The organism is Brucella sp. TWI559 (genome assembly GCF_039674265.1).
Lineage (GTDB): Bacteria > Pseudomonadota > Alphaproteobacteria > Rhizobiales > Rhizobiaceae > Brucella > Brucella chromiisoli.
This window is the reverse complement of record NZ_JBDJNE010000010.1, coordinates 11856-35899: the sequence shown is the minus strand read 5'-3', so window position 1 is coordinate 35899 and position 24044 is coordinate 11856. Positions and strand designations below refer to the sequence as shown.

The following is a 24044-nucleotide window of genomic DNA, read 5'->3' as shown; positions in this document are numbered from 1 at the left end:
ACAATGAAATATATCCCATTCATTCTTTTTACGGTCATGACCAATGCGGCAGCACAACTTCTGCTCAAATATGGCATGATGACATTTAGCAATGCCAGCTATACAGCGGATACGCTGATTTATCGGATTTTTCAGATTGTCTTTAATCCGTGGGTTTTCGCTGGCTTGACCATGTTCGTGATTTCGATGGCATCCCATATGTATGTGCTCTCAAAAGTCGATTTGTCTTTCGCATATCCTTTTCTGAGCCTTGCTTATGTTGCGGTCGCAGTTTTCGCGTGGCTTTTGTTCAAGGAAGAACTGGGTGCCTACAAAATTGCAGGCATCGCTTTCATCTGCATTGGAACAGTATTGATCGCACAGAGCGGTAAGACGCCGAAGGTCGAACAGAACGCGGCGGTTCATGACCGTTCGTCAGTCTAAATTTAAAAGTCGGGGCAGGATTATGAGACATATTATTTTCGGTGGGGATGGTTTTGTGGGGCGTTATCTCGCTCCTATGCTTCTCGCTGATGGCCATGAAGTGATCGTCGCAGATATCGTGAAAAGCGATCTCGCGCATTATGGCCAAGCAACCTTTGTGCATACGGATGTGACCGACCCGGAAGCCATCCGCAAGCTTGGGCTTCGCGCCGACGATATGGTTTATAATCTTTCGGCCAAAATGCTCTCGCCGCTTCAGGTACGGGCCAAGCGTCACGATTTTTTCTTCCCGGTTAATTATTACGGCACGGAAAACATCATCAAGGCGATGGACGAGGCTGGCGCAAAGCGTCTCGTTCATTTTACCACCGACATGGTTTATGGCCACACTTATGTCTGGCCGCAGAAAGAAGATCACCCATGCAATCCGCTGGGCGAATATGGCTTGTCGAAGCTGAAAACCGAGGAACTGGCTGCGGAATGGCGCAAGCGCGGCATGAATATTTCGCTGTTCCGTCCGCGCCTGATCATCGGACCGGGACGCCTTGGTATTCTGGAAAAGCTGTTTAAGCTGATTGATAATAACCTGCCGGTGCCGATGATTGGCTCAGGCAAAAATCCTTATCAGTTCATTTCTGTGTTTGACTGTGCGTCCGCTTGTTACGCGGCCTTCAAAGTAGGTGTACCGAACGAGGTTTATAACCTTGGATCGCTTAATCCGCCACCGGTGCGCAAATTGCTCGGCGATCTGGTCAAGCACGCCGGCTCGAAATCCATTCTGGTGCCGACACCGGCATGGGCGGTCAAGCGTACGCTGGATTTCCTTGATTGGCTCAACAAGCCTTTGATGGACCCGGAGCAATATTTGATTGCTGATGAAATGTGTATTCTTGATGTTTCAAAGGGCGAGCGCGAACTCGGCTGGGTGCCGCAATATCGCGATGAGGACATGCTGATCGCAGCCTATAGCGAATATCATAAGAAACTTGAATCGAAGGCAGCGTGAGAACAGGCCATGACCAATATTGTAACAACAAATACCACGCCTAAGCCGAAGTTGCTGAGCGTTGAAGACGCCAAGGCGCTTGATCTGCCCCGCATGACAGAGCTTTTCACCGCGCACCTTAATCCGGGGCAGTTGCACTTCATGAAGCTGCTGGGTTTTCATAAGGTGAAAATCGAGCGTGCCGAAGGCATGTATTATTATGATCAGGACGGCCGCAAGATTCTCGATTTTTTCGGCGGTTTCGGTTCGCTGGCATTAGGACACAATCACCCGCGCATTCTCGAAGCGCGTCACAAATTTCAGGAGGAAATGCGGCACGAAATCGCGATCGCTTTCATGTCGCAATATGCAGCAGCCCTCGCTTATGACATTGCTGCCTGCTCGCCGGGCGATCTTGATATGGTGTTCTTAGGCTCGTCCGGTTCTGAAGCCATGGAAGCTGCGGTCAAGGTTGCAGAACGCGCCGCAGGGCCGAAGAAGCCGAAGATCGTCTATGCTGAAAATTCTTTCCACGGCAAGACCAAGGGTGTGTTGTCGATCACTGATGGCGGACTTTATCGCGGTGAGTTCAAGCTGGTTGATAACACCGTTCGCGTGCCATTTGGCGATATTGATGCCATTGAAAATGCCTTCCGGTCCGATCCGGAAATCGGTGTCATTGTGCTTGAAACCGTTCAGGGCGGCGGCGGGATCATTCAGGCCGATGCGGCATTCTGGCAGAAGCTGCGCCAGCTCTGTGATCAGTATGGTGTGGTGTGGGTAGCCGACGAAGTGCAGTGCGGTTTTGGCCGTACCGGCAAGTTCTATGCCTTTGAACATTACGGCGTCATTCCGGATGTCACAGCGCTCGCCAAGTCGCTGGGTGGCGGCAAGACGGCTATGGCTGCAATGATTGCCAGACGCGACGTCTATATGAAAGCCTATGGCACGCCGAAGACGGCAATGATCCATGCCATGGCAACTTTCGGCGGCATTGGCGAATCCTGCATCACCTCCATTGAAACGATCAATGTGCTTTACGATGAGCATCTGATCGACAACGCGGCTGAAATGGGGGATTATCTGCTGGATCGTCTGAAAGAGCTTCACGAACGCTATCCAACGCTCATCAAGGATGTACGCGGCAAAGGCATGATGGTGGGGCTTGAGTTCCACGATTTCTCAAAGGCCATGCCAATGGTGCTGCGCCCTGTACTGGCAATGCTGGATGACAAGCTGAAAGGCTCGTTGCCGGGCTTTATCGGCAGTCATCTTTTGCGCGATCATGGGGTGCTGGTGGCTTTCACCGAATATAATCGCAATGTGATCCGGCTTGAGCCGCCATTGATTTGCGGGCGCCAGCATATTGATGATTTTATAGCGGCACTTGATGAAGTTCTTGGACGCGGCATTGTCCGCATTGTCAAAGATTTTGTGAAAGCGCAGATTAAGTAAAGTGAAAAGGCCGGGATTTTACCCGGCCTTTTCTTTGAGAATGCCCGGGCGCACCAGCAAATCCCAACATGCGTTGAGCGGCACCACGTCGCGATCTTTAAGCGCATCCGCATAAATTTCCTGCAAAGCCCAGCGCGATGACGTCATCGGGCATTTGGGACGCAACACGCCGTCGGTTGCTTCCACCGCGGCTTTGGTTTCCGGTGTCATTGCCGGGACGGTGCGAAATGGGTCTGCACCGATCTGGATTTTGCGCGTTGCCTTGCGGTTCAGCAGCCATGGAAACGGATCGGTGAAATCAAGTGCCATCAGCGTGTTCAGATGCAGGCCTGTTTCGGCTTCAAATTGTTTGAAGGCCTTGACGGCTTCATCAACCGAAATGAGCCAGTACATTTGATAATCAAGCTCAGAATACAGCCGCCAGCTGGGCAATTGTCCCTGTTTTCCCAGTGCTTCATAGGGTGCGAAATACGCGGCATAATGTTCTGGAAGTAATCTTGCACGCTCCATGATGTCGGGTTTGGTTGACACCTGACGCATGTTTTTAAGCTCAGTTACCGGTGGCTGAATATAAGTTGGCGCCACGGCAATCGTGCGCAAAGTTCTATGCGTTACCGTGCTGAACGCCGGTATGACGCAAAAGGCAGAAAGCGCGATGAACGCGATTTTTGCTTTGCTTTGAATAGGTCTGAGACGCTGATAGATCATCAGCAAAACGGGCCAGATGAAAATGAATTCCTGACTGCCGGTGTTTTGTGTTTCCAGAATGGTGCCGCCCAGAAGGACAATGGCAAGCCAAACGGAACTGCGATCGAAAAACCGGCGAGAGGTTATACCGCGTGTGGTTTCAACCCAGAACAGCACCAGAACCAGTATTGCTGCTGGTAAAATGACATCGAGCTTACCGGAAACAACTGTCAGAAAGCGCGGCAGCAGCGCCCCTTTGTTCAGGGCAAGAAGCTGTCCGACGTCGGCAATATAGGCTGAAATCAAGTGGTGGTTTAATTCGAGCGCCCCCAGAGCGATGAGGGTGACAAATGTTGCAATCAGAATGTTTTTGATTGAAATATGCCCCGCCAGAAGTGCGGTGAGGCAAAAAAGACCGCCAACCAGAAACCCGGTTATTTTTGTCAGAAACAGCGCCAGCATGGCCACTGCACAAATGGCTGCGAGCTTGCGGCCATCATCAATGAATATCAGTCCGCAGATCAGCACATAAAGCAGTACTGACACCTGTCGGTTATAGATACCAAAGCCATCCAGCCCCGGATAGGACGTATAGGTCTGCACATTGACCGGACAAACCGCGAAAACGAGAAAGGGAATGAGAAGTGCAAAAGCCAGCATGCGGCTTTTTCTGTCCACATCGGCGATGATGATAATCATCAGTGGTGCTGCCACTGCGAGCAACGACCATTGCGCAAGCAGCAGAGTTTGTGCATGCGGGAAAAGCGTTATGCCCCAGGTGAAAAGATAATATCCGAGTGGACCACCAGGCGTGGAAAAATCCACGGACGGGATCTGCCCGGTATTTATACGTTGGGCCGCGTCGAGATAAAGATAAGTATCCCAATACATCGCGCCGATTGGCACTGTCAGTGCGATGCTTAACAAGCCCACCAGCACAAGCAGGACAAGCAGCATCCAGAAGATCGGGCCGCCGAGAAAGCGAGAGCCTCCATCTTCATTATCAGTATATGAAGTCATAAAAATTTTCAAATGATGCCCCCGTTCGGCACAAATGGACCGACTCTGTTTCTTTCTAACCTCTATTGTTTAAAAACTCAAAAACACGCCTTGCGCTTGTGATTTCCGGCAATATGTTGCGCGCTTAGGGCGCGTTTCGATTTCAATGAATCACAGCGCTTATCTTTCGATTGGAGTTGTTTTTTGCAAAGCGTCGATGTTTTGGTGATAGGCGCTGGCGCTGCTGGCATGATGTGCGCGATAGAGGCGGCAAAACGGGGCCGTTCGGTGCTCCTTATTGATCATGCGAAAAAGCCCGGCGACAAAATCCGCATCTCCGGTGGCGGACGCTGCAATTTCACCAATATCCATGCGAGCCCGAAAAATTTCCTGTCGCAAAACCCGCATTTCTGTATTTCTGCCTTAAGTCGCTATACGCAGCGCGATTTTATCAAGATGGTAGAAAGGCATCGCATTGCGTATCACGAAAAGACGCTTGGACAGCTCTTCTGCGATGGGTCAGCAGCGCAGATTATCGCTATGCTGCTTGATGAAATGAAGCAGTATGGCGCTCGTTTGCAGCTCGAAACCTCTATCGAAAAAGTTGAAAAGACTGAGCGCGGTTTTGTGGTCAGGCATTCAGGCGGAAGCGTTGCTGCGCAGTCTCTGGTTATTGCCACCGGTGGAAAATCCATTCCCAAAATGGGAGCGACGGGCTTCGGCTATGACATTGCCAGGCAGTTTGGTCTGCGTCTTGTTGAGACGCGTCCGGGGCTGGTGCCGCTGACTTTTGAGCCGCATTTGCTTGAACGCCTGAAGCCCTTGGCCGGTATTGCTGTTGATGCAGTTGTTTCCTGCAAGAAGACGAAATTCGCTGAAGCCATGCTGTTTACGCATCGCGGTATCAGCGGCCCGTCTATTTTGCAGATTTCGTCTTACTGGCGCGAGGGAGACGAAATCGCTATCTCTATGCTGCCAAAGACGGATCTGTTTGACGCCCTGCGCGATCAGCGTTCAAAAAATGGCAAGCAGGCGCTGCAAACGGCACTTTCATTTTTCATCCCCAAAAAGCTGGCGCAGCTTATTGCGGCAGATTTTCCTGCAAACAACCTCGCGGATTTTTCAGACACCGTGCTGCGGCGTGTTGCTGCTGCGGTGAATGACTGGCATGTAAAGCCAGCCGGTTCTGAAGGCTATCGCACCGCGGAAGTGACTTTGGGTGGTGTGGACACGCGCGATCTTGAATCCAAAACCATGGAGGCCAAGGGTGTTTCCGGCCTCTATTTCATTGGTGAGGTGGTCGATGTTACGGGCTGGCTCGGTGGTTACAATTTTCAGTGGGCGTGGTCGTCCGGCTGGTGCGCGGGGCAGGTTGCCTGACACCTTGTCGCGCTCAAGACTTCCCAAGCGCTCAGATGCTGGCGCAGCAGGCCTTAAAATCTTTAAGCGCCACAAGGGTTGAACCAAGCGTCTACGAGCCATGCCGACCGATACTTGGGTTGAGAGCGCTGATCCGGTTTGTCCATATAGAAAAGCGCTCCCCTGAATTTAATTATTGTTTGGTGGCTATTTAGATATCATCTAAAGTATTGGTTGAGGATGGAGGTTCGTCCGAATGCCGCAAAAAAACTCCCCCCTGGCGCCGTTTCAATATGGAACTTTTCGCGCTTTGTGGTCTGCAACGTTGTTTTCAAATCTTGGCGGCCTCGTGCAAACCGTTGGCGCGGGTTGGATGATGGCAACCATCGCGAACTCTGACGATATGGTTGCGCTGGTTCAGGCTTCCACCACGTTGCCTGTGATGATATTTTCTGTAGCGGCGGGTGCGCTGGCTGACAATTTTGATCGCCGCCGTATTATGCTCACTGCGCAAACCCTGCTGTTGTTCATTTCTGTAGCACTTGCGGCATTTGCCTATCTTGGCATGCTGACACCGTGGATGTTGCTTGGCTTCACCTTTCTCATTGGATGTGGTGGAGCGTTGCATAACCCATCATGGCAGGCGTCGATGGGCGATATTGTTCCGAGAGCGGATTTGCCAGCGGCTGTGGCTCTCAATTCCATGAGCTTTAACCTGATGCGCAGCATTGGACCGGCAATTGGTGGTGCGATTGTCGCAATCGCTGGCGCAGCCTTTGCCTTCATTTTCAATGCCTTTAGTTATTGCGCGCTTATTCTGGCGCTCTGGCGCTGGCAACCGCAGATAACCAAATCGACTTTGCCGCGCGAAACACTGGGGCCTGCAATGGTTGCCGGTCTGCGCTATGTGGCTATGTCGCCGAGCCTTCTAAAGGTTATGTTTCGTGGCTTTTTGTTTGGCCTGTCGGCGATTGTTATTCTGGCCCTTTTACCACTTGTGGCGCGGGATCTTGTTGACGGTACAGCGCTCACATATGGTATTATGCTTGGCTTTTTTGGCATCGGTGCCATTGGCGGCGCGCTTTCAAGCGCCCGGTTGCGCGAATATCTTGGCAATGAGTGGCTCGTACGCGCTGCCTTTACCACTTTTGCAATCAGCTGTGTCTTGCTGTCGCTCAGCCGCAGCATTTGGCTGAGTTGTATTTTCCTGTTCCCTGCTGGCCTGTCCTGGGTGCTCGCGCTTTCGCTTTTCAATGTGACTGTGCAGCTTTCCACGCCACGATGGGTGGTGGGGCGTGCATTGGCATTTTATCAAACAGCCACTTTTGGCGGCATGGCGGCAGGGAGCTGGCTCTGGGGTTCCGTGGCGGACGGTTTTGGGGTGCCATTTGCGCTGATGGTTGCGGCAGGTGTGTTGCTGTTTGGCGCGTTGATCGGCATTCTTCTGCCGCAGCCGGATTTTGAATCGCTTAATCTCGACCCGCTCAATCGTTTCAGTGAGCCGAAATTGCGCCTGGATTTGCGTTCGCGCAGCGGTCCGATCATGATCATGGTTGATTATAAGATCGCACAGGAAGATGTCCGGGCATTTCTTGAGGCAATGGCGTTGCGGCGCCGTATCCGCATTCGCGATGGTGCGCGGCAATGGGCGCTGCTGCGTGATCTGGAAAATCCGGAAATATGGACCGAGAGCTATCATGTTCCGACATGGGTCGAATATGTGCGTCATAATCAACGGCGCACACAATCGGATGCGGAAGTGTCAGAAAGACTGCTTGCTCTTCACAAGGGCGCAACCCCGCCTCTCGTGCATCGCATGATTGAGCGACAAACAGTCTCTGTTCACGATGATATGCCGCTGAAAGCTCATCTCGATTTGACGTAAGATCAAAGGGTATCGCTGTTTCTGCGCCAATTCAGAGGCTGCGCAAAGCTTTGACAGCTTTGCATAGCTTGATTTTAAGCAGGCTTGTCGCTTTTGCGACCAATGCTCAGAAGTTGGTACAGCACCAGAGCCGCAAAGGTTGATGTACCAATTCCGCCGAGCGCAAAATTTCCAATATTGAGGGTGAAGTCACCCGCACCGAAAATGAGTGCTACGCCAACAGTGAAGAGATTGCGCGGATCGGAGAAGTCAACCTTGTTAACGACCCAGATGCGCGCCATTGCCGAGGCAATCAGGCCAAAGACCGAGACCGCAAGACCAGCCAGAACCGGCGCGGGAATGGTATGCAGCATTGCACCGAATTTGGGTGACATGCCAAGTGCAATCGCTACAACGGCAGCAATGACGAAAATCAGTGTCGAATAGACCTTGGTCATGGCCATCACGCCAATGTTTTCAGCATAGGTCGTGACACCTGTGCCGCCGCCGAAACCTGAAATCATTGTGGCAATGCCGTCACCAAAAAAGCCGCGCCCGATATAACGGTCCATGCTCTGTCCGGTGATAGCGCCAAGCGCTTTGATATGGCCGAGATTTTCAGCAACCAGAACGATCGCCACCGGCGCGATCAACGTGATCGCAGGCCATGTGAAAACAGGTGCCGTGAAGGCGGGCAGGCCAAACCATGGCGCGGCACCCACAGCGGCAAAATCGATGCCCGGAACAAAGCCGAGGCCATTGCCGAAAATCAGCACAAGGCAATATCCGAACAGCAGCGCCAGCAGCACGGCAACGCGCTTGGTTGCAAGCGAGCCATAGGCAGAAATCATTGCCATGCAAAGCACGGTCAGCAGTGCGATTGCCATATGCGCGCCAGAGCCTTTAAGCTGGCCGATTGCCACGGGTGCGAGATTGAGCCCGATGGCGACGCCGATGGCGCCTGTGACGACGGGCGGCATCAGACGCTCGACCCAGCCGGAGCCTATGGCCATGACCACCAGCCCTATTGCGGCATAAAGTGCACCGCAGGCGATGATGCCGCCAAGAGCGAGTGCGATGTTCGGATTGGGACCGCTACCGGAATAGGCGGTGACGGCAATCACCACCGCGATGAAAGAGAAGGACGAACCAAGATAACTTGGCACGCGACCACCGGTCATTAGGAAGAAGATGAGTGTTCCGATGCCGGAGAAAAAGACGGCGACATTTGGATCAAAGCCCATCAGCAATGGCGCAACGATCGTAGAGCCGGACATGGCCAGCAGATGCTGAATGCCCATCGGAACGGCCGCTGTCGTTGGAAGCCGTTCATCGGGCAGCACCGTGCTGTTCCTGGTTAGATGCCACTTTGGAAAATAGGACATGGACCCCTCGTAAGATGTTTATCGAAAGGCCATTAACTGCAATTCCACCGGATCGCCAGTGTGTTGGGGTCACGTTTTCTTATGATAAGGTCCGGTTGGATGATATTTCCTCAGAAAATGCTTGCCACGGCGGTAAAGAACAGCCCGTTGCGCGGGGTCTTTTGCCTCGCAGGCATGGTTTTATAACGATCAGACAACTCACCAACCGATCGAATAATGTCATGTTTGTTGCCACATTGGCGGGACTCTTCTTAAGCCAGAACCGAAGCAGACATAACCCCCGAGACATCGGAGTCGGAGACATATAGATGCCAGCGGCGGCGTTGTGCCCGGTTGATTGTTTAGTCCGCGTCAGAACGGAATATGAGGCACTCTATCTACCAGCAAGTCGATGACGACCTCCTCGTGCCGTATCAAAGCCCCCTCAAAAGGAAGATTGAAGCACAAAATTGAAAAATTACCGATTTTAAGTGTTCACAAGCTTTAGCATATGTCGAGCAGAAGTGCGAAGCGGATTTGCGTGAGATAACGTGTGAAAACAAATAGATAGAGCATTCCCGATGATTTGATCAAAACAGAAAGTGCTCTGGGATTATGCTTCAAAGCAAAGACCTCAGAGGCCGGTCTGACTTAAGCAGATATAAATGCCCTTTGATGGGCGCTGCAAAATATTAAATATTTTTAATTTTGGTTATTTTGAACAATGTGTGATTTCAATCAAAGTGAAGTTATTGGCTATTCGTTATTATATTATTTTTTAAATTAAGGTATCTATTATGAACAAAAACAATCCTTTTTTAGACGGCTCCGATGGTTATGGGGTGGTCAGCCGATCTTTGCACTGGTTGATGGTTGTACTGTTTGTTTGGCAATTCATCACAACAATCCTTCGCTTTTTTGCTAAAGACACAGCAATTTATAATTTGATATGGCCAACACATTTTCAGGTTGGCTTTGCGTTGTTTTTGCTGGTTTTGATCAGAGGCGTGTGGGGATTGCTGAATTTATCAAGGCGCCCGCATAAGTCTGGTGTTTTGGGCAAGCTGGCGGGTCTTGGTCATCTGGTTATTTATGGGCTGATGTTTGTCGTGCCAGCGGTTGCAGTCCTGCGCAGCTATGGTAATGGCCGTGGCTTCTCGTTTCTTGGGATTCAGATTTTTGAACGCACGGGAGTGCCGAATACTCTGCTGACCGCGCCTGCCATTGCAGTTCATGGCCTTCTTGGCTGGTTACTCCTGGCGGCCATTGTTGGCCATGTGCTGATGGTGTTTGTGCATCATTTTGCAATGCGGGATAACACATTGGAGCTTATGACCGGGCGCCGTGTGGCCCGAGAGGCCAAATGATTACCGCTTCTCGCGGAAAAAATCCCTGAGTATCTTCTGCGCTTTCTCTTCGGAAAAGCCTGTGTAAATTTCTGGAACATGATGGCATGTGGGCTGCGTGTAAAAGCGCGGCCCAGATTCCACGCCGCCGCCCTTAGGGTCGGCTGCGCCATAATAAAGGCGGCGGATACGGGCAAATGAGATTGCAGCCGCGCACATTGCGCAAGGCTCAAGCGTTACATAAAGATCGCAATCGATCAGCCTCTCAGATTTGAGCGCCTCGCCCGCAATGCGTATTGCAAGGACCTCTGCATGCGCTGTCACATCATTTAATTCCCGTGTCCGGTTGCCCGTGCGCGCGATGATTTTTCCTTCATATACGACAACTGCGCCAATCGGCACCTCTCCGCGAAGGGCCGCAGATTTCGCTTCCTCAAGCGCAATATCCATCGGTGTTGCTAGTTTGGGTGGTGAAATATCTGCAACCTTTTTCAAGCCAACCTCATTTCGTGGCAAAGAGCGGGAAATTTTGCTCGCAAGCCATTGAGCGATTTGTTACTGCATAAGTCACGAAATCAAAACCGATTTGCAAACGGATTTATACAGCGTTTTTGACCGTATGGTTCTGTATGGCCCCAAAAAGGCGACAGAGGACAAGGCAACGCTGCTGAGAGGCCAATACCAGATGAGCACTGAAGACGACAATAAGGGCGGTCGACGTCCTCCATTCGGACGCGGCGAAGGTCGCGGAGAGCGTCCGCGTAACGACCGGCCTCGCGAAGGTAAGCCGCGCGAAGACAGGCCGCGTCGCGAAGACGATCGTGGTGCGCCGCGCACGTTTGGATCGCGCGCCCCGCAGGAAGGCGAAGATACCAGCGAGCGTATCGCCAAGCGTCTGGCACGTGCGGGCATTGCGTCGCGCCGCGAAGCCGAGACGATGATTGCGGCAGGCCGCATTTCTGTGAATGGTAAGGTGCTAGACAGCCCGGCTGTGAACGTGAAGCGCAGCGATGTCATCACCGTTGACGGCAAACAGCTTAAGCAGGCCGAGCGCACTCGTCTCTGGCTGTACCATAAACCAGCAGGTCTTGTGACGACCAATCGCGATCCTGAAGGTCGCCCGACCGTGTTTGAAGCGCTGCCTGCGGAAATGCCGCGTGTGCTCTCGGTCGGACGTCTGGACATCAATACGGAAGGTCTGCTGCTGCTTACCAATGATGGTGGGCTGTCGCGCGTTCTTGAACTGCCTTCCACCGGCTGGCTGCGCCGTTATCGCGTGCGCGCCCATGGCAAGGTAACACAGGCGCAGCTTGATGAACTGAAAAACGGTATTGCGGTTGATGGCGTCTTTTATGGCAGCATTGAAGCGACGCTTGAGCGCGAACAGGGTTCGAATGTCTGGATTTCGATCGGTTTGCGCGAGGGCAAGAACCGCGAAGTTAAGAACATTCTTGGTGCACTTGGTCTGACCGTTGGTCGTCTGATCCGCGTCTCATTTGGTCCATTCCAGCTGGGCGATCTGGAAGAAGGCGGCGTGCGCGAAATTCGCGGTCGCATTCTGCGTGACCAGCTTGGTGAAAAGCTGGTCGAGGAATCGGGGGCTGATTTCGATGCCCCCATTCTCAACGAGTTCTCCAACACGGTTGTTCAGGGCCGAACCGCGCGTGAAATGGAACAGCGTGAGCCGGAAGAAGAGCGTCGGCGCGCGCCACGGGAGCGCGAATGGATTTCGAGCCAGCCGGAACGCCGCAAGCAGAAAGAAACGAAAGAAGACAGGGTTGAGCCGCGCCGTCGTGGCAATTCCAATGTCTGGATGGCGTCAGGCGCGCGCCCACAGGGTGAAAAGGCTGCTGCAATCAAGGCCGCTCGTGCCGAGAGCCGTGGTGTGCGCGCAAGCCGCTCCGATGGTGATCCGCGCCGTTCTGAAGGGCGCTTTGACAAGCAGGGCTCTCGCCCTGAAGGTCGTTCGGAAGGACGTCCGGCGCATCGCGGTCCGCGCCCGGAGGGAGATTTCCCGTCCCGTCCACGACGCTTTGGTGATGGTGAACAACGCCGTGATGAGGGGCGTGAAGAGCGTCCCCGGCGCGCCGAGGGCCGTTTTGAACCGCGTGCACCACGGCCCGAAGGACGCGACGATCGCAAGCAAGAGCGTCGGCCCGGCAAGCGTGAGCGCGCTGAACTAAAGGGTGAGGGCGGCGAAAGATCATCGGGCGGCTATGAAGGCCGGAGCTTTGGTAAGCCATCCGGGCCACGTGGCAGCGGTGCGCGCTCCAGCGAAGGCCGCAGCCCGTCGAAGGGGTCGGGCGGCTTTGGCAAGGGGCCGGATCGTGGTGGCTCAGGCGGCAAGCCAGGCAATGGCCGGTCTGGCGATGGAAAGCCACGCGGTGGCAAGCCAGGGGGTAGTGGTGCGGATCGTCGGCGGTAAATTCCGCGGGCGCACGCTCGTAACACCTGCAACAAATGCGATCCGTCCGACAACGGATCGCACACGTGAAAGCCTGTTCAACATTCTCGCGCATAGTTTTCCTGACAAAGTGGACGGCGGGCGTGTCCTTGACCTTTTTGCAGGCACAGGCGCGCTCGGTCTTGAAGCGCTGTCGCGCGGTGCACGCTATGCGGTTTTCGTCGAGGAATCGGCGGAAGGACGCGGTCTTCTTCGCCAGAACATTGAAACATTTGGACTTCAGGGGCAGACCAAAGTTTTGCGTCGTGATGCCTGCAAGCTCGGCGAGGCAGGAACAATGGAGCCTTTTGATCTGGTTTTTGCCGATCCGCCTTATGGACGTCGCATGGGTGAAAAAGCACTTTTGTCTGCACTTGAAGGCAATTGGCTTAATCCTGACGCACTTCTCGTGCTTGAAGAGGATGCAGAAGCATCGCTTGAACTGGATGAACGATTCGTCGTGCATGAAGAGCGGAATTATGGTGGCACCATCATTCGCCTCATCCAGCTGAAGTAAAGCTAATGACTTACCGGAACCGGAAAACCGGGTCCGGGGGTAATATTTGATTTTATATTAAGCCATTTCACTCAGGATCTGGGTGAAATGTAAACTGATTGGAGATGTCGCTTGGTGCATAACCCCTCACTCCGGCGCTTATTGTTGTCTACGGCACTTGGTTTTGCACTGGTGTTGCCGCTGGCATCTGGTTCCGTACAGGCGCAAACGGCAGCTCCGGCTGCAACGACCGAGGCCGCAGCGTCGCTGTCGCCTCAAAAGCTTCCTGAAATAAAGCAATCCGAAGGTATCAGCAGCTTCACCCTTGAAAACGGGTTGCAAGTCGTCGTTATCCCGGATCACCGCGCGCCTGTCGTGACGCAGATGATCTGGTATCATGTGGGTTCGGCTGACGAAGCTGCGGGTAAATCCGGGATTGCGCATTTTCTCGAACATTTGATGTTCAAGGGCACCGAGACCTACCCGGCAGGCGAATTTTCGGCAAAAGTTGCGGCCATTGGTGGTCAGGAAAACGCTTTCACCTCTTATGATTACACGGCGTATTTCCAGCGAGTGACGCCCGACGCGCTTGAGATGGTGATGGGGTATGAATCGGACCGGATGGCCAATCTGGTGCTTAATGAAGAGGCGGTTAAGACAGAACGCGATGTTATCCTCGAAGAACGCAGTATGCGGGTGGATTCCAATCCCGCAGCGATGCTGATGGAAAACACCGATGCTACGCTTTTTTATAATCATCCTTATCGCGTGCCGGTAATCGGCTGGCGGCAGGAAATGGAAAAGCTCAGCCTCAAAGACGCGATCGATTTTTATCAGCAATATTACACGCCAAACAACGCCACGCTGGTGATCGCTGGCGATGTGACGCCTGAGCGCGTGCGTGATCTTGTCATGAAAACCTGGGCAAAAATCCCGAAGCGGGCTGAGGTCCTGCCGCGTGACCGTCCGCAGGAGCCGGTAAAACATGCGGCGCGGATTGTGACCTTGCATGATGAACGCGTCAGCACCCCATCGTTCCGCATTTCCTGGCTTGTACCATCTTACGCCAATGAAAAGCGCTTTCCCAATGTAAAGAAGGGCGATGCACCTGCACTTGACCTTTTGGGCGAGATTCTGGGCGGATCGCTGCGCTCGCGCCTTTATCAGGAACTGATCGTTAAGCAGGGCATCGCGTCCAATACCGGCGCGAGCTATGACGGTGATGCGCTGGATGACGGCACGTTCTCGGTTTACGGCTCTCCACAAACTGGCAAGACATTGGCGGAAGTGGAAAAGGCTGTTGATGCGCAGGTTGCACGCATTATCAAAGATGGTGTGACGCAAGAAGAACTCGATCAGGCGCGCAACCGTTTTCTCAAGGCCGTGATTTTTGCGCGGGACAGCCAGTCTGGTATGGCGCGAATTTACGGTTCAGCATTGTCTGTTGGTCAGAACATTGAAGATATTCAGAAATGGCCAGACCTGATCAAATCTGTAACGGTTGAGCAGATCAGGGACGCGGCAAGCCGTTATCTTGTGAAGGACCAGTCGGTGACGAGCTATCTGTTGCCGCCCGATACGGAGCCGGAAAATGCAAGTGAAAATTCCAATGCAGCGGCGGGCAATGCAGGAGTGAATGGCGCAGAAGGAGCAATCCAGTGAGTAATGTTGTTGTTTTGAGCATTCTGCGGACGAAAAATGCCATTGCCGCCGTTGTAACCTCGATGTTGTTGCTGGCCGCTCTGAGCCTTCCGGCCAATGCAATTGAAATACAGGAAGTCGTTTCGCCCAAAGGCATCAAAGCCTGGCTGGTGGAAGATAATTCCGTGCCGCTTGTTTCGATGCGGTTTTCATTCAAGGGGGGGACATCGCAGGATCCGGGTGGCAAGGAAGGTCTTGCCAACCTGATGACAGGCCTCTTCGATGAAGGTGCTGGCGATCTTGATGCCGATAGCTTTCAGGAACGCATCGATAATCTCGGCGCGGAGATGAGCTTTTCGGCGTCACTTGATTCTGTTGCAGGCAGCATTCGGATGCTTTCTGAAAACCGCGATGCTGTCGCTGACCTTCTCGCTCTTGCTGTTAATAAGCCGCGCTTTGATCAGGATGCGATTGATCGCATTCGCCAGCAGGTTGTTGCCGGCCTTGAAGCGTCACAGCGCAATCCTTCAACGATCGCTTCGCGCAAATTTTCTGAAGTCCTCTATGGCAAGCATCCTTACGGTCGCCCTGATGATGGTACGGTCAAGTCGCTGCAATCGATTACCCGGGATGACCTGATCAATTTTCACCGCAAGAACTTTGCACGGGATCACCTGACAATTGGTGTTGTCGGCTCGATCACCCCGAAGGATCTGGGTGAAATGCTCGACAAGGTGTTTGGTGATCTGCCCGCAAATGCAGAGCTTGTGCCTGTGCCGGATGCGAAGCTCGCGCTTGGTACGACGACGAGCTTGAGCTTTGATATGCCGCAGACATCGATCAGCCTTGTCTATCCGGCTGTGCCGCGCAAGGACGACGAGTTTTTTGCCTCTTACCTGATGAACCATATTCTGGGTGGTGGTTTTACCTCGCGTCTTTATGCAGAAGTGCGTGAAAAGCGTGGGCTTGCCTATTCAGTATCCTCGTCCATGGCGCTGCGTGATCACGTCTCGGCTTTGACGATTTCGACGGCCACACGCCCTGACAAGTCTCAGGAAGCACTCAAGATTATTCGCGAGCAGGTGGCGAAAATGGCCAATGAAGGCCCGACGGAGGCAGAACTTGCCGCTGCCAAGAGCTATCTTAAAGGCTCATATGCGGTGAATAATCTGGACTCGTCTGTGTCGATTGCTGACACGCTCGTTGGCCTTCAGGAAGCAGAGCTTGATCGGGATTATATTGATAAACGCGCCGAACTGATCGATGCGGTTACGCTTGATCAGGTAAAAGCTATTGCCAAAAAGCTTCTGGAAGCAGAACCTGCAATTTTGGTTTATGGGCCGGCACAGTCTTAAGTTGGTACAGTCCTAGAGCATTTCCAATGTTTCAATCAAAACAGGAAATGCTCTATCTGTTTGTTTTCACGCATTATCCCATGCAGAACTGCCTCGCATTTTTGCTGGAAATGCTCTAACTGCAGAAAGAACAGCATGGATACCACCGTGCCATCAACGCCGCGTATCGCCGTCGCCTTTGGCGGCGGTGGCGCGCGTGGAATTACCCATATCCACATTATCGAAGTTCTTGACGAGCTTGGCATCAAGCCTGTGGCCATTGCCGGTTCGTCCATCGGCTCGATTGTCGGTGCTGGTATGGCCAATGGCATGAGCGGCCAGGAAATTCACGACTATATGGCAGCGATTTTCAATCGCCGTTCGGAGGTCGCGCGTCGTATGTGGCAGGCGCGCCCTGAACGCTGGGTCGAGCTGCTCAAGGGTGGTTTTCGCGTCAGCCAGTTTAACATTGAAAAAATACTCCACGTCTTTCTCCCTGCGGCGTTGCCGGAAAATGTCGAAGATCTGAAAATTCCGATGAGTATTACAGCATCGGATTTTCATGCGGCCACCGAAATCAACATTCAAAGCGGTGATTTGCGCTCGGCGATTGCTGCTTCCTGCGCCATTCCGCCGGTGTTCAGGCCGGTGCGGCGCGATGGTCGAATTCTGGTGGATGGTGGATTGCTCAATCCTGTTCCGTTCGATTTGCTCTTCGATAAGGCTGATATTGTGATTGGCATCGATGTTGTCGGGGCGCCTGTGGGCCCAGACGATTATATGCCGACGACCATTGAAGCGGTGATGGGTGCCAACCAACTCACCATGTGCTCGATTATAGAAAACAAGTTCCGCAATCGTCCGCCGCACATCTTCCTTCGCCCGAATGTTGAGCGGATAGGTCTGCTCGATTTCCTGAAGTTCGAGCAGATATTGTCACAAAGCGCTGATATACGCGAAGAGTTGAAGCGCGCACTTGATACGGTGCTAAGTGGAAAGCCAGTGGCGGCGTCTGCATCTTAAATTATTCAGCTGCGAGCGAGTTCGCAGGCGCGCCCTCATCGATCTGTGCAACAACATCCATATCGCTGCCCGCCTTGTCGATGCGCTGGCCTTCGCGTGCAGGTTTGACAAGAGGTTCTGGCGTAACCGGCTTGTTGAACAGCAGATACCGGCCTGCCATGATTCCTTCAGATGCCTGCACATGGAGGCGGTCTTCGTCGCGCTGGCGTACATCTTCACGGATTTGATAGGCGATTGTTTCCGTTATTCCCAGACCTTCAAGGGTTCGTTGACCGAACAACAGACCAGACTCGAAGGTTTCTCGCAGTTCATATTCCACACCCTGCCCACGCAGTTGCAGCGTGTGTTCACGGTCATAGGAACGAACAAACAGGCGCACATCGGGATATTCCGACTGAATCATATTAACGATGCGGTTGGTGATTTCCTTCTTATGCGTGCAGACGGCGACGATTTTCGCTTTGCGAATCCCTGCCGCTTCCAGCACGTCCTTGCGGGTGCCATCGCCAAAATAAATACGGAAGCCGAATTTTCCAGCAGCACGCACGCGGTTGGGTGAATTGTCGATCACCGTCACATCGATGCCGCCTGCAAGCAGAATCTGCGCTGAGATCTGTCCGTAACGCGAAAAGCCGATCATCAGCACATCTGCCCCCGCACCTTCAAAGTTTTCTTCGATGACGTCTTCTGTCTTGTCTTTGATCAGCAGTTTTGTGCCTATGGCGACAGAAAGCGGTGTCAGTGCCATCGAAACAGTGACGGCGGCCACCAGTTCAGAACTGAGCGCGTTCGAAATGACGGCAGCCGCAGCCGCAGCCGAAAACAGCACGAAAGCGAATTCGCCGCCCTGTGGCAACAGGAATGCGATGCGTATCGCATCGTTGTGGTTTGAGCGGAAGATACGGCACAGAATATAGATAATGGCCGCTTTGACGATCATGAAGATCGGAACCGCGATCAGGATTGTCTGCCAATATTGCAGGATAACGGTGAGGTTAAGCGAAAGGCCGACGGCCACGAAGAACAGCCCGAGGAATATTCCGCGAAAGGGTTCGATATCGGCTTCCAGCTCGTGGCGATAGGAGGATTCGGCCAGCAGAACGCCAGCAATGAAAGCACCCATCGCCATGGACAGCCCTGCGGCCTGCAACAGACTTGCCGATCCCAGCACAACGAAAAGGGCTGCTGCAATCATGACTTCGCGCGCGCCCGTATTGGCAATGATGCGGAACATCGGATTGATCAGATAGCGACCGGCAATCACCAGCGCTGCAATGGCTGCGATGGCCGTTATGAGATGAAAGCCAGCGCTTGCTTGTGAAGGTTCATTGGGAGAGAGTGCCGGGATAATCGCAAGGATCGGCACGATTGCGAGATCCTGAAACAACAGGATCGCAAAAGCGCGCTGGCCGTGCTTCTGGTTGGTCTCCGCTCTGTCTTCCAGCACCTGCATGGCGAAGGCTGTTGAAGACAATGCGAGGCCGAAGCCGATGATGATCGCAGCTTCTGTGTCCAGATCGGCGAGATAAACGCCAAGCGCTGCCAATGCCGAGCCAGTCAGGATCACCTGCGCGGCACCGAGGCCAAAAATGGCATGGCGCAATGCCCATAGCCGGGACGGTTTGAGTTCAAGCCCGATAATAAAGAGCAGGAACACGACGCCGAGTTCGGAAAAATGCAGAAAATCTTCACCGTCCGCGATGAGACGTGCTATCGGTCCAATAACAATACCGGCGGCGAGATAACCCAGAACCGTGCCCAAGCCAAGTCGCTTGAACAAAGGCGCTGCGATGATCGCGCCACCCAGAATTACCAGGGCCTGTAAGTAGAGACTTCCGCCAGTTGCGACCATGTTATGCTCTTGGAATTTGAAGAATGTGGCGGCCTTGCCTTGAAGCCCCCGGATTTCGGCAATATAGAAGCAAGATATGGCTCTAATCAGTCTGATGTCGAACGATTTGACGATATTTTCGCAAACTCCCGTTACGGTTGGTTATATATCGTGGTTGCCAGTCTGGTTAAGTTAGGCCCCTGTGGACTTGGATAATGTAATGATTTCAAATAATTCTTCGGAAAAAATCGTCGATCGCGCAGCCCGTCTTGTTGAAGCTGCGAAGCGCGCAGGGGCTGATCATGCTGACGCAGTTGTGATCCGCGCGCGCTCGGTGAGCGTTTCTGTCCGACTTGGCAAGGTTGAGGGAACCGAATCGTCGGAGAGCGATGATTTTTCTCTGCGCGTATTTGTCGGCCGTCGTATCGCCAGTGTTTCGGCCAACGCTGGAAGTGATCCAATGCAATTGGCGGAGCGGGCGGTTGCCATGGCACGCGTTGCCCTGGAGGACCCATTCGAACAATTGGCCGATCCGGCACTGCTGGTAAAATCACCACGTGATCTTGATCTGTTTGACGCGACAGAGATTAACACTGCCCGCCTTACAGAAGATGCGTTGGCAACCGAAGCGGCTGCACGCGCTGTTGCCGGTGTTACCAATTCAGGCGGTGCGGGGGCATCGCGCAGCATGGGCGGACTGGTACTCGTCACTTCATCCGGCTTCTCAGGGGAATATGCGGCAACGCGCTTTGGTCGTTCTGTGTCTGCAATTGCAGGTCAGGGCACGAAGATGGAGCGTGACTATGATTTTAGTTCGCGCCTTCATTTTGCTGATCTCGATACGCCTGAAAATATCGGCAAACGTGCTGGTGAGCGTGCTGTGCGCCGTCTGGGCGCAAGGCAGGCCAAAACCGGTCCCGTGACCGTTGTTTTTGATCCGCGTCTGGCACGTGGTATCGCGGGGCATCTTGCCAGCGCCATCAATGGCGCTTCGGTTGCGCGCAAGACAAGTTTTCTGCGCGATAGTCTCGGCAAGCAGATTTTAAAAGCAGGAATCAACGTCACCGACGACCCACTGCGTATTCGCGGGGCCTCATCGCGTCCATTCGATGGTGAGGGCATTGAGGGTCAGGCTCTGACCATGGTTGAAAACGGTGTGCTGAACCATTGGCTGTTATCCGGTTCGAGTGGGCGTGAACTGGGCCTTGTGGGCAATGGGCGTGGCGTGCGTTCAGGTTCACATATTTCGCCTGCCTCAACAAATTTTGCCATTGAGCCGGGTATCCAATCGCCGGAAGAGTTGATCCGCTCGGTCGGTACAGGGTTTTATGTGACGGAAGTGTTTGGTCAGGGCGTCGATATGATCACCGGTCAATATAGCCGTGGCGCGTCAGGCTTCTGGATTGAAAATGGCACTCTCGCCTATCCGGTCAGCGAAGTGACGATTGCATCCAATCTGAAGAACATGTTCCTCAACATGACTCCCGCCTCCGATATTGATCGGAATTTTGGTATGACCGCCCCAACTCTTGTAATTGAAGGCATGACCCTTGCCGGAAATTGAGAAACGAAAAGATATTCAGAACGAGCTGGAACTCCTGCGTCACGCAGCGCGGGAGGCTGGCCGCATCGCTATGCGCTATTTCGGCCAGTCGCCGGAAGTCTGGATGAAAGACGGCCAGTCTCCCGTCAGCGAAGCAGATTTTGCGGTTGATCGCTATCTCAAGGACGTGCTGCTCGAAGCGCGCCCCGATTATGGCTGGATTTCAGAAGAGACGACCGATGATCGCGCCGCTGCGGTGCGAAGCCGTGCCTTTGTGATTGATCCGATTGATGGAACGCGCGGTTACATCAACGGGCAGGCGCAGTGGTGTGTCAGTGTTGCCATTGTTGAAGACGGAAAGCCAATTGCCGGTGTGTTGCAATGCCCTGCACTTAATGAGGTGATTGAGGCTGGCAAGGGATTTGGCGCATCGCAGAATGGTATGCCTATTCAAACCCGGCTGCCGCCTGTTGATGAAAAAATTTCAATCGCTTCCGCTAGGAGAATGGTTGACGTTATGCCTGAAAGCTGGCGCGACAGGGCGGTTCTTCATCCCTATGTCCCGTCACTGGCCTATCGTATCGCGATGGTTGCACGTGGGGATATTGCTGGTACCTTCATTCGGCCCAATTCTCATGATTGGGACTTGGCTGCGGCAGACCTCATTTTGAGTGAGTCGGGTGGTGCGCTCTTGAACCATGATGCCCGACCGCTCATTTATGGTGGGCAGACGCTGCAACATGGCGCGCTGGTGGCGTCGAGTGGAAACCTTTTGCAGGAAATGTTGAGTGTTGTCGCGGACTGGCCATTGAGCTAATCATGCGGCGAACGGGTTTGTTTCAAGGAATGATCATATGAGTGCCGAAGGCGACAAAAAGCAGCTTCTTCATCTGGTGTTCGGCGGTGAGCTGACCAAGCTTGGAACGGTTCAGTTCCGCGATCTCGACAATCTCGATATTGTCGGAATCTACCCGGATTATGAAACTGCAAAGACTGCATGGAAGTCGAAGGCGCAGCAGACCGTGGATAATGCGCATATGCGTTATTTCATCGTCCATCTGCACCGCTTGCTGGACCCGGAAGGCGTGGACCTGAAGGCGGAATAAACGCTTTTGTCCACTCCGCATAAAGATCAGGTGGCCGAAACAGAGCGCGCATCGCAAGCCGATGCGCGCAGCCGCTCGGATGGCTTTGCCAAGCGCGTGTGGCGCCGCATTCGCGGCCCGCTGGCGCGCTCTGCATTTGTCAAATCTGCGCTGGTGCAGTTGATTTCCGGCTATCTGAAATTCGTGCACCTGACCAATCCGGCCCTTAAAGGGTCTGCGGATATAAAAGGTCTTTTGAGTGAACACAGTCCCTCCATCATAACCTTCTGGCATGGCCAGCACATTATGGCGCCTGTGGTGCGCCCGCACGATCTTCAAGTCGTGGCAATGTTTTCACGCAGTGCGGATGCGGAGCTTAATGCACGTATTGCCGAGACATTCGGCTTTATAACTGTGCGGGGCTCTGGTGGTCGTGGCGAAGGAAATTCGGCGAAAAAAGGTGGCGCGCGTGCACTTCTGACATTGAAAAATGCGCTGAAAAAGGGACAATCGGCATCGATGATTGCCGATATTGCTCATGGCAAGGCGCGAGAAGCAGGCGAGGGGATTATTTTGCTGGCCAAACTCTCCGGTCGGCCAATAATGCCTTTTGCATATGCTTTTTCGCGGAATCATGTTTTGCATAAGACATGGGATAAGACCACTATTCCGTTGCCATTTGGCCGCTCGATGATTGTTTGCGGAGAGCCGGTCTGGGTGGATGAAAATGCCGACGAGGCACAACTGGAAGAAAAGCGCATGGAATTGACGCGCCAGCTTAATGACGCGACGATCAAAGCCTATGCCGCATTGGAGGCAATGAAATGAGTGAACGTTGGGCACGAAACATGTTGTCGGCCTATCGTATGCTCGGCTCTGCCGCTTACCCATTCATCGGGACATATATTTCCTATCGTGCTTCGCGCGGCAAGGAAGAACGTTTGCGGCGTGCAGAGCGCTACGGCAAGACCGCTATCCCCAGACCGCAGGGCCCCGTTATCTGGGCGCATGCAGCAAGTGTGGGTGAAACGGTTGCGATTGCTCCGCTGATTGAATGTATTGCCGCGGCGGGCATCCATATTGTAATGACGACTGGCACTGTGACATCTGCCAAACTTGTTGCGGATCTGCTTGGCAGTCAGGTGATTCATCAATATGCGCCGCTTGATCTGCAACCGGCGGTCAATAATTTCCTTGATCACTGGAAGCCGGATCTGGCGATTGGCTGTGAATCCGAAATATGGCCTGCGACCGTGCTTTCACTCAGCTCACGGCATATCCCACAGGTTCTGGTGAATGGTCGTCTTTCTGACCGCTCTTTTACAGCATGGCAGAAGCGCCCCGAACTGGCCGAAGCCTTGTTTGAAAATTTCGCGCATGTGATTGCGCAGTCCGAGCTTGACGGAGATCGTTTCCGCGCGCTGGGCGCACGGCCTGTCAGCGTTTCCGGCAATCTCAAGGTTGATACCGCGCCTGCTCCTGCTGATCCGCAGGCATTGGCTGCACTTCAGCACCAGATTGGTGGGCGCCGCACCTGGGCAGCTATATCGACACATGACGGCGAGGAAGAAATCGCTGCCGAAGTGCATCAGATGCTCAAAGTTCGCTATCCGCGTCTGGTGACGGTCATTGTACCGCGTCATCCCAACCGTGCTCCCGCCATTGAGGCAATGCTTGGCGAAAAGGGCTTGAAGGTCGCAGCGCGCAGCCGTGGCGATATGATTGCAGCCGATACAGATATTTTGCTTGGTGATACGATTGGCGAAATGGGGCTATATCTGCAACTGACGGATATTGCATTCATTGGCAATTCACTGACCAAGGAAGGCGGTCATAATCCGCTTGAACCAGCGATGATGGGCACAGCCGTACTGACCGGCAAGAATGTGCAGAATTTCCGCGATTCTTTCCAGCGTCTCATCAAAAATGGTGGTGCGCGTGTTGTGAAAGACCGCAATATGCTGGCTGGCGCTATCAATTTCCTGTTTAACAATCCGCAGCATTTGCAGACGATGATCAATGCCGGTTCGGATACCGTGAAAGACATGCGCGGCGCACTCAACCGCACACTAAATTCACTGGAGCCTTTTATCCAGCCGCTGGTGCTGCAAGCGCAGTTGCCGGGAAATCGCAATGATGCGATCTTTATCAACGGCGGCATCTGAT

At 53.3% G+C, this 24044-nt stretch carries 20 protein-coding genes; 16 read left to right on the top strand and 4 right to left on the bottom strand.

Annotated elements, in window-relative coordinates:
• Window positions 1–3: 3 nt before the first annotated feature.
• The 3 genes from ABE530_RS13435 to ABE530_RS13425 are packed head-to-tail and all read left to right on the top strand — an operon-like array spanning window position 4 to window position 2863.
• Window positions 4–423: an EamA family transporter gene (locus ABE530_RS13435; RefSeq protein WP_499694821.1), complete on the top strand. Its 420-nt coding sequence runs from the start codon at window positions 4–6 to the stop codon at window positions 421–423.
• A 22-nt stretch (window positions 424–445) separates the two neighbouring features.
• Entirely contained in the window at window positions 446–1429 is a 984-nt protein-coding gene (locus ABE530_RS13430) for an NAD-dependent epimerase/dehydratase family protein (RefSeq protein WP_499694820.1), read from the top strand.
• A gap of 9 nt (window positions 1430–1438) precedes the next feature.
• The gene (locus ABE530_RS13425; RefSeq protein ID WP_265985142.1) at window positions 1439–2863 is read left to right on the top strand and encodes an aspartate aminotransferase family protein; all 1425 of its coding nucleotides are present in this window, start codon (window positions 1439–1441) and stop codon (window positions 2861–2863) included.
• 18 nt (window positions 2864–2881) lie between these two features.
• Here ABE530_RS13425 and ABE530_RS13420 read toward each other — a convergent pair whose 3' ends face one another.
• Window positions 2882–4570, bottom strand: coding sequence for a hypothetical protein (locus tag ABE530_RS13420; protein WP_499694819.1), 1689 nt, complete (start codon window positions 4568–4570; stop codon window positions 2882–2884).
• Between the two features lie 183 nt (window positions 4571–4753).
• Here ABE530_RS13420 and ABE530_RS13415 point away from each other — a divergent pair, with 183 nt between their 5' ends.
• A complete protein-coding gene (locus ABE530_RS13415) occupies window positions 4754–5929 on the top strand; it encodes a BaiN/RdsA family NAD(P)/FAD-dependent oxidoreductase (protein ID WP_265985143.1) in 1176 nt (391 codons plus the stop codon).
• Between the two features lie 235 nt (window positions 5930–6164).
• Entirely contained in the window at window positions 6165–7793 is a 1629-nt protein-coding gene (locus ABE530_RS13410; RefSeq protein ID WP_265985144.1) for an MFS transporter, read from the top strand.
• A 74-nt stretch (window positions 7794–7867) separates the two neighbouring features.
• Here the strand turns inward: ABE530_RS13410 and ABE530_RS13405 are convergent, their stop codons facing one another.
• The gene (locus ABE530_RS13405; RefSeq protein WP_265985145.1) at window positions 7868–9157 is read right to left on the bottom strand and encodes a solute carrier family 23 protein; all 1290 of its coding nucleotides are present in this window, start codon (window positions 9155–9157) and stop codon (window positions 7868–7870) included.
• Window positions 9158–9933: 776 nt separating this feature from the next.
• Between ABE530_RS13405 and ABE530_RS13400 the strand changes: the two genes are divergently transcribed.
• The gene (locus ABE530_RS13400; RefSeq protein WP_499694818.1) at window positions 9934–10503 is read left to right on the top strand and encodes a cytochrome b; all 570 of its coding nucleotides are present in this window, start codon (window positions 9934–9936) and stop codon (window positions 10501–10503) included.
• Here the strand turns inward: ABE530_RS13400 and ABE530_RS13395 are convergent, their stop codons facing one another.
• Entirely contained in the window at window positions 10504–10932 is a 429-nt protein-coding gene (locus tag ABE530_RS13395; protein ID WP_396997310.1) for a nucleoside deaminase, read from the bottom strand. It lies immediately after the preceding gene.
• 235 nt (window positions 10933–11167) lie between these two features.
• Between ABE530_RS13395 and ABE530_RS13390 the strand changes: the two genes are divergently transcribed.
• The 5 genes from ABE530_RS13390 to ABE530_RS13370 all read left to right on the top strand — a co-directional run bounded on the left by ABE530_RS13390 (window position 11168) and on the right by ABE530_RS13370 (window position 17419).
• On the top strand, window positions 11168–12907 hold the full coding sequence (locus ABE530_RS13390) for a pseudouridine synthase (protein WP_499694817.1): 1740 nt from the start codon (window positions 11168–11170) through the stop codon (window positions 12905–12907).
• Window positions 12852–13442, top strand: coding sequence for a 16S rRNA (guanine(966)-N(2))-methyltransferase RsmD (gene rsmD, locus ABE530_RS13385; RefSeq protein WP_407673272.1), 591 nt, complete (start codon window positions 12852–12854; stop codon window positions 13440–13442). Before ABE530_RS13390 ends, rsmD begins: the two co-directional genes overlap by 56 nt.
• A gap of 114 nt (window positions 13443–13556) precedes the next feature.
• A complete protein-coding gene (locus tag ABE530_RS13380; RefSeq protein ID WP_499694879.1) occupies window positions 13557–15083 on the top strand; it encodes a M16 family metallopeptidase in 1527 nt (508 codons plus the stop codon).
• Window positions 15084–15145: 62 nt separating this feature from the next.
• On the top strand, window positions 15146–16417 hold the full coding sequence (locus ABE530_RS13375; protein ID WP_499694878.1) for a M16 family metallopeptidase: 1272 nt from the start codon (window positions 15146–15148) through the stop codon (window positions 16415–16417).
• Window positions 16418–16552: 135 nt separating this feature from the next.
• Complete coding sequence (locus ABE530_RS13370; RefSeq protein WP_499694816.1) at window positions 16553–17419, top strand: patatin-like phospholipase family protein; 867 nt, start codon at window positions 16553–16555, stop codon at window positions 17417–17419.
• A gap of 1 nt (window position 17420) precedes the next feature.
• Here ABE530_RS13370 and ABE530_RS13365 read toward each other — a convergent pair whose 3' ends face one another.
• Entirely contained in the window at window positions 17421–19271 is a 1851-nt protein-coding gene (locus ABE530_RS13365; RefSeq protein ID WP_499694815.1) for a monovalent cation:proton antiporter-2 (CPA2) family protein, read from the bottom strand.
• A gap of 199 nt (window positions 19272–19470) precedes the next feature.
• Between ABE530_RS13365 and ABE530_RS13360 the strand changes: the two genes are divergently transcribed.
• Genes ABE530_RS13360 through waaA form a run of 5 tightly spaced genes read left to right on the top strand, consistent with a single transcriptional unit; the run spans window position 19471 to window position 24043 of the window.
• On the top strand, window positions 19471–20814 hold the full coding sequence (locus ABE530_RS13360) for a TldD/PmbA family protein (RefSeq protein ID WP_499694814.1): 1344 nt from the start codon (window positions 19471–19473) through the stop codon (window positions 20812–20814).
• Window positions 20801–21610: a 3'(2'),5'-bisphosphate nucleotidase CysQ gene (locus ABE530_RS13355; RefSeq protein ID WP_499694813.1), complete on the top strand. Its 810-nt coding sequence runs from the start codon at window positions 20801–20803 to the stop codon at window positions 21608–21610. The genes ABE530_RS13360 and ABE530_RS13355 overlap by 14 nt, the downstream gene beginning before the upstream one ends.
• Before the next feature lie 37 nt (window positions 21611–21647).
• Window positions 21648–21899, top strand: a complete 252-nt coding sequence (locus ABE530_RS13350) for a DUF4170 domain-containing protein (RefSeq protein ID WP_265986130.1) — start codon at window positions 21648–21650, stop codon at window positions 21897–21899.
• 30 nt (window positions 21900–21929) lie between these two features.
• Window positions 21930–22706 carry a lysophospholipid acyltransferase family protein gene (locus tag ABE530_RS13345; protein ID WP_265986153.1) on the top strand — a complete coding sequence of 259 codons (777 nt, stop codon included), beginning with the start codon at window positions 21930–21932 and terminating at the stop codon, window positions 22704–22706.
• Window positions 22703–24043 (top strand): lipid IV(A) 3-deoxy-D-manno-octulosonic acid transferase, encoded by a 1341-nt coding sequence (waaA, locus tag ABE530_RS13340; protein ID WP_265986131.1) that lies wholly within the window; start codon window positions 22703–22705, stop codon window positions 24041–24043. The genes ABE530_RS13345 and waaA overlap by 4 nt, the downstream gene beginning before the upstream one ends.
• Window position 24044 lies beyond the last annotated feature (1 nt).